Origin of the sequence: Fictibacillus marinisediminis, assembly GCF_023149135.1 — a bacterium.
Taxonomy (GTDB): Bacteria; Bacillota; Bacilli; order Bacillales; family Fictibacillaceae; genus Fictibacillus_C; species Fictibacillus_C marinisediminis.
The window spans coordinates 1,582,382-1,596,462 of the sequence record NZ_JAIWJX010000002.1 but is presented as its reverse complement, the minus strand read 5'-3'; the positions used below and the strand labels follow the sequence as shown (position 1 = coordinate 1,596,462).

Sequence of the window (14,081 nt, the reverse complement as noted above, 5' to 3'; positions counted from 1 at the left end):
AAGGATGCCCTTAATGAGGGGCATCCTTTTTGCTGTCCTTAGCTTTTTTCGTAGGAACGTTGACTTCCGTATTTTCCGTCAAGTATGACGTTGGGTCTGAGACAACTTTATCCTCCGGGCGGATTCCTGCTTTAATCTCTATCCATTTCCCGTACGCTAAACCTGTGCGTACTGCCCATTTCTTTAAGTATCCTTCTTGCACCGTGTAAACAAATGGCTTTCCTTTGCTTTTTATAAGGGATGACATTGGGATGACAACAGCTTTTTCTCTAATAACAGGTTTCAACTTCAGCTGCAGATGCTGTCCAATCTTTAAGTTATTCGCCTGATCCATTTTTACCGTAAAAGGAAAAGCTGATCCTTCATTGCCTTTCTTGGCATCTTGAAATTGTGAAACAGTTCCTTTCCACTGCTTGTCTTCCATAGCGGGAGAAAGGATGACCACATTTTCACCTGCCTCTACGATCAGGGAATCTTCTTCTGTCAGATTTCCTTTAATCTGAACATCATCTTTGGAAACGATCTCTACGATCGGCATACTTCCCTCAGAGGCGCCTTGATTGACGCTCTTCACTACTCCCTGAGTATTGCTCTTAATGGATAAGTTTTCTTTTTCTTCAGCAAGCTTTGTAAGCTGCTCATCGATGGAAGAGTTCCTTGCAGCGGCCAGTTCACTTTCCATTTTTGCTTTCGCCTGTTCTTTTTCAAGCTGGTTCTTCTTTGTTTCTTCTTTTTTATCTGTACCAAGCGCATCAGCCTGTGCCTGAAGCTTTGTTTGCAGATCTTTATAATACGTTTCTTTTACTGCAGTTTCTTCCTTTTTCTGTTCCAGGCTGCGGACTTCTTCCTCAAGCTCCGGATTCTCATATGTAAAAAGGACAGTGCCAGGTGTAACTTCGTCTCCTGCTTTTACTTCCATCACTTTAACATATCCTAGCCTATCCTGGACATAGAATGCTTCATTTTCTGCCGGAACGACAACACCTTTTGCCATGACTGTCCGTTTAATATCCATCACCTTTGCAGGCGCAAGGTGAACATTCTGGACTCTGGCAAATGCACTTTTGTCTTTCGAGAAAATCCAGCCATTCAATGCCAGTAATAGAACGGAGAACACTCCAATTCCTAAAAAAATATTTTTTTTGTTCACAATGTAGGCCCCCATTATAAAGTAAGCTGGCCATATTGCATTGCATAGGTCAGTGAGGACAACAGTATGAACCCTATGTATAAAAGCGATACAGCAGCAATGATATAGGTCTTCGATTTATAGCTCGCCTGTTTTAATCCGGTATACGTTAAATAGAACGCCCAAACGGTAAATAGCGATATAAATCCAAAAAGGGATATGATAAACGCGTTATTGGTCATGTAATTGGCGATGACTCCAAGACTTAACGGGCTGAGTACTTCATTCGTATGAAGCATCCCTTGAAACGGAAGCTTAATGAGGGCGGAAATTAAGAAAACACAATAAACAATCGATTGAAGCACAAAGAGTTTCTTAAAACCAACCTCTCTAAAGAAGGGAAGAAAAACAATCGACATCAAAGTTATAACAACAGCAGGCGTTATAAAGCCGATCAAGCCCCCTGCCACCATTAATAAATATTTGCTTGCCTGCAGTTTGGTTTCTGTTAATTTCACTTCTTTTACAATCGGCATATTCAGCAGATGTTCTGCTGAAAGAAAATAACTGATCGCAGTCATAAAGGCACTTAAGATACAGATCATCAAAAACCGCAGAAAAAATCCTTCCGCTCTGTTAAACCGGCGGAAATAACCAAATTGCTCCCTGGGCTGAACCAGACTTTTTAAAATATGCACTTCACCCGGCAACTTATGGTCCCCCTCCATTACTTTCTTTTTCCTCCATCATATCACAATTTTTTTATCAATTTTGTCTTGATTTGGCAAATAACGTATTTTTCTTTTTACAAAAACCTCTATTCCGAATAATCTTAAAAGGAAATTTCTTACACGATGGGCATCGGCCGTGATCTGATCGCCTATCATCCAGATCTGTGAAAAAAACCGATTGGGAGAAGGACTTTCCTCAAATTGATCTATCAGCAAAGGTAACTGTAAATATCGTGGATCACGGGATCATCAACTAAAAAAATGCGTTCCGATACCGGAACGCGTTTCTTTACGTATTTTCGATTGCTGTCCTGCTGCCATTTCCTTCGGCATTTGCAGGGGTGACAATCAGTTTCTTTGTTAATCTTGCTTTCAGTTCCGGCACATGAGAAATGATGCCGACAGACAAAGCGTTTGTATGAAGCTTTTCCAAAGCCGTGACGACCGTGTCCAGCAGCTCCTGATCGAGCGTGCCAAACCCTTCATCCAAGAAGAAAAACTCAAGCGGATATTTCCCTCTAAGCTGGATTTGTGTGGACAAGGAAAGCGCCAACGCAAGGGAGGTCAGGAACGTTTCACCGCCGGAAAGCGTTGAAATGGGTCGTTTAACACCACCGTTGGCATCATCCCTTATGACAAATCCATTAGACGAGTCCACTTCGATCGCATACCTGCCGCGAGTCAGCTGTGCTAGACGGTTTGACGCATCACGGCTTACTTGAACAAGCTGCTCTTCTGCAACATATTCAACAAAGCTGTTGCCTCTGAAGACGGCCTGCAGTTTACCGAGAGTTTTGAGCTGTTCTTCTACTTCTCTTTTTTCTGTTTCAAGCTCATTGTAGCGGACATGTCTCATTTCCAGACCCTTATGATACTGTCCTGCTTCTCCCATCTTCTGAATGGCGGTCTGAAGCTCTTCCTTCATACGCTGTAAAGAAGCAGTGATTTCATCCCATTGCTCCTGCGTTAGCGATGCTCCATTTAATTCATGTGCAATCTTTCGTTTCTCTGACTCTGTTCGTTTACATTGATCATAATACACATCAATCTCTGACTTCCATGTTTTCTGATCCTGTTCAGATGCCAGACATTCTCTTAATTTCTCCAGTGATTCAAATGGCGAAGACTTTCTTTTTTCTTCCCATGCGATAAGAGATTCTTCTTTTCTTTGTTTACTTTTTTCTTTGGCGTCCAACGCAGAACGCCATTCTTTATCTTTTGTATGATAATGATCCAAGGCCGCTTTTCTTTGTGCTTCAAACCGTGTTACTTGTTCCGATAGACTGCTGATTTTTTGCTCCGTCTGCTGAAGAAAAGCCCCCGCATCCTGTCCGCCCGTAATCCGTTCTGCCTTTTCAATTAATCTCTTGTATTCCTGAACCAGGCTGCTATCTTCTATTTCAAGCTTAGTGATGCTGCGGTCGATATCGATGATCTGTTTTCGGCAATCCTCGATGATTTTTTCTTTTTCTTCAATAAAAGGCACTGCTTTTAGAAGACCTTCTTCTATCTTCTCCCGCTGGGCATCCAGGGTCCGTACCCGTTCTTTTTCTTCTTTAACCTGTTCGGGAGGAAGGTCTGGAAAACGGTCCTGCCAATTGGTCTGCTGCTGCTTCAGCGCAGACTCCTGCTCATCAAGCTTCTCTCTGCATTCCTCTGCTTCCTTCTTTAAATTATCAAGCTGTGCATTTACTGTATGTTCAACGGAAGATAATTCATGGAATTCAGAACGGATCTTTCTGGTTTCATCTTCGATCTGAAGGATGTCCTGGCGCAATCCCTTGACACTCACCTGTGCAGCCTGCAGCTGCTGATTCAGATCCGAAAGGGAATGAAGAGATATCTGCTTTTCTGATGGAGAAGAAAACAGGCTCGCTGCAGCTTCAGATTTCTCTAGATATTGATAGAGATCTTCTGACATCCGTTCCATCCTGCTTTTCATCAATAGAATTTCATTTTTCAATTCTGCAGAATCCCTTTGTATTCCTTTCATCTGCTGGATCTGTCCGGCTGCCTCTTCGTCAGGTTTAAAATGTTCCATTGGATGAGGATGGTCCAGTGATCCGCAAACCATGCATGGCTCACCGTCCATTAACTGTTCAGAAAGTTTTGCCGCCAGGACCTTCGCCTGGTCCTGCTCTCTTTTAGACACGAGCTGCTCTTCCATTTCCTCGGCCGTATGAGTCATCAGTTCTTGACCATACTGAAGATCGGACAGCTCATTATAAAGTGCAAGAATGCGGTCTCCTGTTTGCTGAATCTTGTTTTCAAGCTGTTTTTTCTTTTCGTTCAGCCGCTCTGATTCGTCTTTGTTTTTACCCAGGAGTTTAATGGTTTTATCAAAGGCTGCATTTGCTTCCCTGAACTGTTTGGCTGTATAGTCCATTTCCAAAGCATACTCTACTGCACGGTTAATCCTCTCTCTGTCTGCGGAAGATACACTTGTTGCTTTTAACTGCATTTGCAGTTCATTCTGCCGGTTAATGGCTTTATGCAATAATTCTTCTGCCGCTTTCTGCTGGCTGTGGACCGAACGCTGCTGTTGCTTCTGTTCTGTTAAAATTTGCTCTTTTTCTTGTGCGCTCTTCTTTTTCAAACACGCTTCTTTTTCCATTTCTATGGCTGTAAGAAGCTGTTCTTTCCTTGCGATCAGAAGCGGTTCTTGGTTCTCTTTTTCTTTTTTTGCTTCTTCATGCCTATGATCCGTATCATCCGCTCGTTCTTTTGCCTGATAGGTCTGAACGCGCAGTTCTTCTTCTCTTTTTATATAATAAGCCCATTCTTGCTCGGCCTTTTCAGCGGCATCACCATAGGGCATCAACAGATCTGCTGTCCTTGCGTTCTGCAATTTTTGTTCAAAGGTTTGAATCCTGCCGGCATTTGTTTGAAGCCGTGCTTCTTCCTCTTCCAAAGCTTTCAACTGTACCTGTGCCTGCCAGATCTGTCGGTTTTTTTCGTAGCTTTGTTCTTGTGCCTCTGTCTCTTTCCTCTTTATAGCTACATCTTGCTGAGCTTGATTCCAGGCCATCTCAGCATCCTTGAGGGCTTCCTTGGAGGCATCGCCAAGACCCGCCTGCTCTGCAGACAGATGATCCATGATCCCTTTTGCCTCTTCCACACGTTTCTTTAATTTCTGGTTTAAACTGTCTCCGTACTTTTCAAGCTGAAACAGCCGCTGAAGCATCTGTCTCCGTTCTGCTCCCTTTAACGATAAAAACTCAGCAAATTTTCCTTGGGGCAGGACAACCGCACGCGTGAAATCTTCAATGGTAAGTCCCAGAAGCTGCTGCACCTGCTGGGTAACATCCCGTTCTTTATCAGCGTGGACCACCCAGTTATCATTCTCTTTTTCGAGGAGCCTGCAAGTGCTGGTGCGAACCGTGTGCTCTCCCGTCCGCTTATAGTTCCGTTCAATTTTATACCGTGAAGGAGCTGATCCCACACCAAGCTCAAATGTAAACGATACAGAAAGTGTGTCCTCGGCATGGTTCAGTATGCCCTGTGTGCCGCCAGCTGCCCGTTCTACTTTTCCATACAGCGCAAGGGTAATGGCATCAAGAATGCTGGATTTGCCGCTGCCGGTTGGGCCGAAGATTCCGAAGACCCCTCCCCCGCACAGCGTATCAAAATCGATGCTCTGTTTTTCGCGAAAGCTTTGCAAACCTGCCACCTGCAATAAGATCGGCCTCATTCTGCAGCACTCCTCTCCTCTTCTTCATCTGAAATCAGCTCGAGAAAAAGGGACATCACCTTTTCATCCGGAATACCGCCGCCTGTCTGACGTTCGTAAAATTTACTGAACAGCTCGTCGATGGGCAGCTTCTTTTGTACAGCCATTTCCTGTGAAGTGCTGTTTTCAAATATGGGTTTGATATGAATAATGCCTTTATGGGCTTTTCTGATGTATTGTATATCTTCCATCGCAATGCTGTCCTGTACAGAGATAGAGAGATCCACCCAGGCGCTGCTGTTCAGCCCTTCCTCCAGCCAGCGGTAAACCTCTGCTACTCCTTTTGCCTGATAGACGACCAGCGGCTTTCCGCATGTCAGCGGAATCTCTTTTATCTCTGCAGCTTTACCTGGTTCAACATCAACAATAGTGACGGATTTCGTGTGGCCTGCCTCCGAAAAACTGTAACTGAGCGGCGAACCGGAATACCGCGCGGCCGTTTTGGCCCTCTTGACGTTCTGGGGCCGATGGAGATGGCCAAGAGCTACGTATTGTGCAGCTTCCGGCAGTGTTTCAGCCGCAACTGTATAAGCTCCGCCTATATGTACTGGCCGTTCTGAGTCACTCTCGTTGCTGCCTGCAACATATAAGTGGCTCATCGCGATATTGACGCATTCAGGTGAAAAATGGCCCGACATCATTTGAAAATATTTTCCGACCCAGCTATCGTACTCATTTCGTAACTGCAGTTCTTCTCCGGAATCAGAAAGCATTTCTCTTAATCTTGATTCAGAGGGGTAAGGCAAAGCACAGACATTCAATTTCTCCTGTGTGCGCTTAATGCCATATGAATACATTTCCGCCCCAGGCAGACCGACAAGTGTAATGCCGAGATTTCTTGCAAGGGGTGAGGAAGCGGAAAGACGGTCAGGATGGTCATGATTTCCCGCAATGGCGATCACATGCCGTTTTCCTTTATCGCTCAGCCGGGCCATCGTATCATAAAACATCTGTTCCGCTGCAGCCGGCGGGTTGACTGTATCAAACACATCACCCGCCATGATCACTGCATCTACTTTTTCTTCCTCTGCGATGCTGACCAGTTCATCGAGAAACTGCTGCTGTTCTTCCAGTCTGCTGCGCCCTTCCAGTGTTCTTCCCAAATGCCAATCTGCCGTGTGAAGCAGCCTCATTCTGCTCCCCCCCTTTTCCTTTTTTTGCCATTCTATTTCACTTGCAATAAATGGCCTCCGTCAAAGAAATACAAATAACTCTCTTTAACCGGCTTCTTTAAAATCCGCTCTATCGCTTTTCCATATAGCTCCAGCTGCACACGATACCGTTCAAGCAAGATCTGCTTTGCTCCATCAAATCCTCCGGCAAAGCGGCTGCTGATGGTATCCGACTTATAATCTATCAAAATAAACCCATCTTCTTCAGCGATCATACAATCGATAACACCTTGTACAAGAATAGTTTCCTTGGCTGTACCCTGCCATGTCAACGCGGCTTCCTCCACGGGGAGCGCCATGCTGAACGGCATCTCTCTTATGATGTTTGGTGCCTCGCTTACCCTTTTTCCAATGTCGGTTTCAAAGAATCTGGAAATGGCGCCAATGTCAATATGAGCAGCCTGTTCGTCTGTTAAAAGTTCCTTGTTCACCATTTTTGCAAGCAGCTCTTTAATCTGTTCAGGTTCAGTCTGCAAAGACAGATCAATATGCTGCATAACAGCATGCATGGCCGTTCCCCGTTCTGCTGCTGTCAGCGTTTTTTCCTGCATAAACCTAGGCCGGCTCGCATTTGCCGACGAAAAGCCGCCAGCCAACGGACGATCGCTGTACTCATCGAGGAACTGATACTGTTTTTTAATTTCGGTGACCGACTGCTTCGATAAAGTCGCCGTCGATAGTTTGTAGCCATATTCCCAGTTCAGGCGCCGTTCTGCTTCTTCTTTTTCCTCAGAAACGAGATCGACAGACTTGTATTCTTTAATAGCTGATAGAATTTCTTCCTGAAGAATTTTTCTGCCTTGGTGTTCTTCTTCATAATCCGCAGCATCAAAGATATCGATCCGCCACTTCGCCGGGTCAATATACGGTTCGCCTCTTCCTTGTTCTGCATTTTGCAAATGGTTTCTCAGAATGCCGCTGTCTTTGTGTCTGATTACCGCACGGCCAATCCAGTCCAAATAGCTTTTTGCCTGTGAGCGGTCATAGTCCGGGAGAAGCCATTCTTCGCTTCCCAATGCTTCTCCCCATTGATTGACAGACTTCTCCAAATCATTGAGTGTCCCCAGCAGATAAAGCTTTTCTTTCGCCCGTGTTAAGGCGACATACAATACCCTCATCTCTTCTGCCAGCAGCTCCATTTTCTTACTGCGCTGAATCGCTAGCTGCGGAAGCGTAGGATAGGCCACCCTGAATCTCGGATTAATATACCGTGTGCCAAGCCCGAGTTCTTTATGCAGAAGAACGCTCTCCTTCAGGTCCATCGTATTAAACTGCTTATTTAACCCCGCTGCAAAAACAACCGGGAATTCCAGACCCTTACTCTTATGAATCGTCATTACCCGCACGACATCTTCCTGTTCTCCAAGTGCACGGGCCGCACCCAGGTCCTTCCCGCGGTCCTGCATCCGTTCGATAAATCGAAGAAATCGGAAGAGCCCCCGAAAAGATGTTTTTTCGTATTGCCTCGCCCGGTCGTATAGCGCCCGAAGGTTAGCCTGCCGCTGTTTGCCACCAGGAAGGCCCCCTACGAAATCAAAATAGCCCGTTTCCCGGTAGATTCTCCAAATTAAGTCTGCGAGAGAACCTTGTCTCGCAGTTTCACGCCACTGTCCAAGCTTCTTCGTAAAGTGCTGCAGCCGGCTGATGATGTTTTCATCTTCTCCGCTGGCGATGTATTCTGTCACTGCGTCAAAATAGGTCCCTTTTTTATCTGCCAGCCGGACAGCGGCCATTTCATCCCCAGTGAATCCTACAATTGGAGAACGCAGTACAGAAGCGATCGGGATATCCTGCAGCGGGTTATCAACGACTTTTAACAGGGAAAGCATAATGTTGACTTCCACAGCTTCGAAATAGCCGGTAGAAAGCTCCGCGTAAGAAGGGATGCCCTGGCGCTTGAATTCTTCCAGGATGATGGGAGCCCAGGAGCTCGTTGCACGGAGCAGAATCACGATATCTTTATATTTTACCGGCCTCATGTTTCCTGTTGTCTTATCAAGAACCTGATAAGAGGCATTGCTCTCTGTGCCGATCAGCTGTTTAATTTTCTCTGCCATTACCCTTGCTTCAAGCAGTACTGTTTCACTGTCCGATTTCTCGCTTTCACCAGTCGCCTCACCCTCTTCATCAAGTACAGGGGAACTTTTATTGATGAGCAGAAGTTCTGCTTCCACTTGGGCCGTTTCCGGATAATAATTTGCGCCAAAAGAAAGTTCAGCTTCCTTGCTGTATGCGATTTCTCCAACAGACTCATTCATGATCTGCTTAAAAATATAGTTAGCAGCATCAAGCACTTCTGAACGGCTCCTGAAGTTTTTGGCCAGGTCGATCCGCAGTCCGCTTCCTCCATCACCCTGCTTGGAAAATTGCTTGTATTTCGATAAGAAAAGTCCTGGTTCAGCCAAGCGGAAACGATAAATGCTCTGCTTCACATCCCCGACCATAAACAGGTTCCCTTGTTCTCCTTTTCCTTTGCTGACCAGCCTGACAATGGTTTCCTGCACGAGGTTCGTGTCCTGATACTCGTCAACCAGAACCTCTACAAAACGGTTTCTGTATTCAAGAGCTGCAGAAGAAGGTACAGGGTTCTCAACTGTTGAAGAGGGCGCGCTCAAGATCTCCAGGCAAAAATGTTCAAGATCCCCAAAATCAAGCAACCCCTTTTCCTGCTTTTCTTTTAAAAAACGGCGGCCAAACTCTTGAACCAGTTCTGCAAGATATTTTACAACCGGGGCCATCTCCTGCAAGTGAATCACATACGACTCCGGCGGCCTGCTGAACAGATCTTCTTTAATTTGAGAGACTTTCTTTTTTACCTGGTCCCGCATCTTCTTTACTTTTTCTTTGAGAACAGGATCTACCTCTTTTCCGCGCACCTGTTTCATCGTTGCAAAAGCACCGGATTGAAACACGTCATAAAGCTCTTGCCAGGATAAGACAGCAGCGGCTACAAGGCGCTTTACAAAAACCAGATCGTTTTCAATCGTTTCTCCGTATGCGGCAGGTCCTAGAGGAGACCGTGCTGTGTCTAGGGCACGTTCAAGTACGGTTCCTAAGCCTTTCAGCTGCATCGCCACATCTTCCAGCAGCTCTTTCGTCCAAGGCAGATCATCGATTATCGCCTCTTCACCAACATCATACTGAGCCGCCATTTGCTGCAGCCATTGTGCCGGTTCAGGATGGCTTCTTGAAAAATCATAGAGCTTTAGAATTAGGCGCTGCAGTTCAATATCATTCCGATCTGAACTGTATGCATCAACCACATCAAAGAACGCATGGCCCTCTCCCTTGCTGTACTCTTCTTCAAACAGATTTTCCAATACTTCCTGCCTGATTAATTCTGCTTCGGTGTCATCGGCAATCCTAAAGCCCGGATCCAGATCGATCTGATAATAATACTTTCTCAATACTTCAATACAAAAGGAGTGAAGCGTGGAAATGGAAGCTTTATTCAGCAAACCGAGCTGCCTTCGCAGATGGAGCGATGCCGGATGCAGAGAAAGCTCTTTTTCAATCGCATCTCCTATCCTTTTTCGCATCTCAGCAGCGGCGGCGTTTGTAAATGTAACGATGAGCAGTCTGTCGACATCAGCGATTTCTTTTCTGATCATCGAAATAATCCGCTCAACAAGCACGGCTGTTTTTCCCGACCCTGCTGCAGCAGCAACAAGAATATCCTGCCCTCTCGATTGAATCGCTTGCCACTGGTCATCTGTCCATAAGCTGTCTGCGGGCTTTTCTGCTATTTTAATCATCTCTCCTTCCTCCTTCCTCGTTCATTTTGGCTAATATATTCTCATCACTTTCGTCTTTTAACAGCCTGTATTGATTTTCTTCGAGCGACTGGTCGAACTGGCATACCGAACGATAGGAGCAGAAGGTACATGGCACTTTACTTTTCATTTGATAAGGGGAGATATCTATGACCCCTTCCGTAATGTCTGTGCCGACATCCTTAATGACCTTTCGAACATAATTCGTCATCGTTGAAAACTCTTCCTCGGTTGCTACAGATGAGTGAGTAGGATGAAAACCTTTCGAAGTAATGGAAACAGGTATGATATCTGATTTTTTTTCAAAGACCGTATCCATCAATTGCACCGTCTCAGTATCTGCCAGCACCAAGCCTTTCATCTTGAACTTCTTGTAAAGTTCGTGCTGCACCTCTTCAAGAGTCAGCAGCTTTTTGTTTGTAACTAATGGGTTATGGATGTGGAAATACAGAACACCGGCCGGATGTGCTTCCCTTCCGAGCCATTGTTTGGAGTGGCTGATGACAACATCAAGATACGTAAGCATCTGCAGGGCGATCCCATAATAAACTTCTGAGAGGTTTAACCCTGTCGAGCTTGATTTATAATCAATGATTCTTAACATCAGTCCGTCTGACCCTTCGGCGGAATCCACACGGTCAATTCTTCCGATAATCTCCATGGTTGTGCCGTTTGGCAATTGATATTTAAGCGGTGGAAGGGGCTGCTGTTTGCCGAACCCCAGCTCAAGGCCGATTGGAGCAAAGCCGCTGGCTCGCGCATGCTCGCTTAACATATGGGACGCTCTGCCGACAATATCCTTTAATTTGCTCTTTATATATAAATGGCGTTTCGTACTGAGCAAGATCTGGCTCTGAAGCTTTAATGCGAGGCTTTCCACCATTTCTCCCGCAATGCGGTAACAATCCTTCCTAGAAAGATCGCGCCAGCTCATGTGGTTGGAGCCCAGAAAATCATCCATGTTCTTTAGAGCAGCATGAAACAGCTGACCGATATCAGGTGCTTCCAATCTATACAGCTTTCTTTCCTGGAGCTTCAGCCCATAGGAAAGAAACTGTGAAAAAGGACATGACTGGTGCAGTTCCATCCTTGAAACGCTGGCCGTAATCTCACTTCCGTATAACTCTTTCGTTACAGCCGGTGTGAGGTTGTTTTCCTGATTAAAATAAAATAGACTTCCCAGCACGGTTTCCCCCAGCCATTTCCACCTATCCTGAACGGTAGTCCAATTATAAACATCCCACCAAACCCCTGAGATGGGATAGCCTTTCTTCCATTCACGCAGCTGGGTATTGAGATAGGAAATCGCCTTTTGAGGATGCTGGATATAAACCAAATCGTTGCCGTTTTCCGGATCGCTTTGAATCAATTCTTCTTTAAGTCCAGGGAACAATGATTTCACCCTGCCGATCACCATGGAAGGAAGCAGATTCTTCCCCTCCTCATCTGCCAGCGGATAAGAGATATACAGCTTGTCTGTGGCATTCGCCAGTGAAAGATAGATGAGGAATTGTTCATCTAAAAGCTGCCTTCTTGAACCAGGAGCAAGAGGCAGGCCGTTCTTTTCAAGAACATCCCTGTCATCTTCTGAAAGTATTCCTTCCTCCTTCGGCTTTGCCGGCAGAACCCCGTCATTGACACCCATAATGAAGTGGCATTTTACGCCTGAGTAACGGGAGCGGTCCATCGTTCCGGCCAGCACCTGATCGAGGGCAGGCGGTACAAGGGCAAACTTTAGGCTTTCTAAGCCTGTATCCAGCATTTTGATCCATAGATCAAGCTTGATGCTTTCTTCACCCGTAATCTCTACCATCTCATCTAGAAGCTCTACAACTGCATCCCAGACCTGATCATGTTCACGTGCAATCCTGAGCTTGCCTTCCTGCTGTGCTCTTTGACTGAGACGTTCAAGCTTCATCGGGATATGCAGACGTTCAAGATAAAGAAACAGCACCTCACAGAACCCCCGGACATTGTCCGCGTTGTTCAAGTCATGTGAAAGTTTGTCCAGCGGAGACGCAACCATATGCCTGACTTCGTTCAGCCGCTCCTGCTTTTCTTTTTCCTCATCTGTCTGGACGAATTCATGTTCTTCCAGCGCCTGAAAACGCTGCACCTTCCACGGCTTCTTCTCTATCCAGCGATACCCCTGAATACCGTATGCGAGCACATAATTCTCCAGTTCATCCATTTCATGGCGAAGTTCCGCCCATGAAAAATCACTGTCTACAGGATAAAGCAGATCTGTTTTTACAGCACGGAAAACCGATTCGTACCGCCAGTTGCTTGTCACAGCTTCCAGCGACGAACGGATCAATTCAACGAGCGGATGGTGAAGCATCGGTTTCTTCTGATCTAAAAAGACAGGAATTTCATATTCCTCAAAGACCGTTTCAATCAAGTCGTAATAATCATTCATGTTTCGAATGGAGAGGGCGATCTCCCTGTATCGGTAGTTTTCATCACGGACAAGGCGGATGATCTCCCTGGCAGCGGCTTCGATTTCCGTTCTCCGATTAACGGCAGATTGAACAGAAATGCCGTTTGACGCATCAAGTTCCATAGCTGGCCTGCGGTCGAACTGGCTTTCTAAATGAGCCAGAGAGGGTGTACCGCTGAACCTTGGCGTTTTTTCCAGAATAACCGGCTCTCTTTCAAACACACCCTCTTCCTGTGCTATTTTTTTAATGGAGAGAAGTGTATTTTTCGGAGTATAGAACAGATCAAGCTCATGGGGATGTCCAGCACTTTCGTATGAATCAAGAGTCAGGGCAACTGTTACATGATCTGCATGTTTCAGCAGCATCCGAATGACTTCAAGTTCCTGCGGCGTGAACTGGTGAAAACCGTCTATGTAGAATTCAGCCTCTTTTATATACTCTGAATAAGGAATCTTCTCTGCCAGCAGCCTTAAATAATCCTCGGTATCCACGTATTTATGAACCAATGCTTTTTCTAATTCTCCGTAGATCAGGGCGAGGTCCGTAAGCTTGTCCTGAAGAACATTTCCTTTTTCATCGCTGTTAAATTGCAGCAGCGTCTGAGCGTTCCAGTCGAGCTGCTCGGCATCCACGCAGTATCGCTTGAATTCAGTGATCATATTTTCCATAAGTTCATAGAATCCATTCTGATCTGACGCTTTTTTAAATACCTTTAGATACTGTTTTTTGTTTTCTATTATTTTTCTGAGCATCATGTTCATACCGACACTTGTAATATGAAGTCTGGTCATCCCTCCGACATCACCTAGGACTTTCCATGCCAGACGGGAAAAACTGAACACCTGGGCACGCATCATTCCTTCGAGGCCAGGTGTCTTTGCCAACTCATATTCGGATTGAAATGTCATCTGATCGGGCACCAAATAGATAATGGGTTTTCCCTCCGGATTTGCAAAAAGAGACTCTCTGATCTCGCTTAAACTGCGGTCACTCTTTCCGCTTCCGGCTCTTCCAAGAATAAAGCGCAAACTCATATCCTCACCTCTGTCAACCTAATAATCTTAAACCTATTATCTCATAAAACAGTATGTAAAAGAATGATAAC

At 45.6% G+C, this 14,081-nt stretch carries 6 protein-coding genes; all 6 read right to left on the bottom strand.

The window, feature by feature from the left end:
• Positions 1-10: 10 nt before the first annotated feature.
• Entirely contained in the window at positions 11-1,150 is a 1,140-nt protein-coding gene (locus LCY76_RS08685; RefSeq protein ID WP_248252308.1) for an efflux RND transporter periplasmic adaptor subunit, read from the bottom strand.
• Positions 1,151-1,164: 14 nt separating this feature from the next.
• Positions 1,165-1,839: a YIP1 family protein gene (locus LCY76_RS08680; protein ID WP_248252307.1), complete on the bottom strand. Its 675-nt coding sequence runs from the start codon at positions 1,837-1,839 to the stop codon at positions 1,165-1,167.
• A 310-nt stretch (positions 1,840-2,149) separates the two neighbouring features.
• A complete protein-coding gene (locus LCY76_RS08675; RefSeq protein WP_248252306.1) occupies positions 2,150-5,551 on the bottom strand; it encodes an SbcC/MukB-like Walker B domain-containing protein in 3,402 nt (1,133 codons plus the stop codon).
• Entirely contained in the window at positions 5,548-6,723 is a 1,176-nt protein-coding gene (locus LCY76_RS08670; protein WP_248252305.1) for a metallophosphoesterase family protein, read from the bottom strand. The genes LCY76_RS08675 and LCY76_RS08670 overlap by 4 nt, the downstream gene beginning before the upstream one ends.
• Before the next feature lie 32 nt (positions 6,724-6,755).
• On the bottom strand, positions 6,756-10,517 hold the full coding sequence (gene addA, locus LCY76_RS08665) for a helicase-exonuclease AddAB subunit AddA (RefSeq protein WP_248252304.1): 3,762 nt from the start codon (positions 10,515-10,517) through the stop codon (positions 6,756-6,758).
• Entirely contained in the window at positions 10,510-14,010 is a 3,501-nt protein-coding gene (gene addB, locus LCY76_RS08660; protein ID WP_248252303.1) for a helicase-exonuclease AddAB subunit AddB, read from the bottom strand. Before addB ends, addA begins: the two co-directional genes overlap by 8 nt.
• Positions 14,011-14,081: the final 71 nt, after the last annotated feature.

What these genes read in the sequence shown, in the direction of transcription:
- LCY76_RS08675 (WP_248252306.1), bottom strand. Translation starts at nt 5,551, where the DNA reads ATGAGGCCGATCTTATTGCAGGTGGCAGGTTTGCAAAGCTTTCGCGAA.
- LCY76_RS08670 (WP_248252305.1), bottom strand. Translation starts at nt 6,723, where the DNA reads ATGAGGCTGCTTCACACGGCAGATTGGCATTTGGGAAGAACACTGGAA.
- addA (WP_248252304.1), bottom strand. Translation starts at nt 10,517, where the DNA reads ATGATTAAAATAGCAGAAAAGCCCGCAGACAGCTTATGGACAGATGAC.
- addB (WP_248252303.1), bottom strand. Translation starts at nt 14,010, where the DNA reads ATGAGTTTGCGCTTTATTCTTGGAAGAGCCGGAAGCGGAAAGAGTGAC.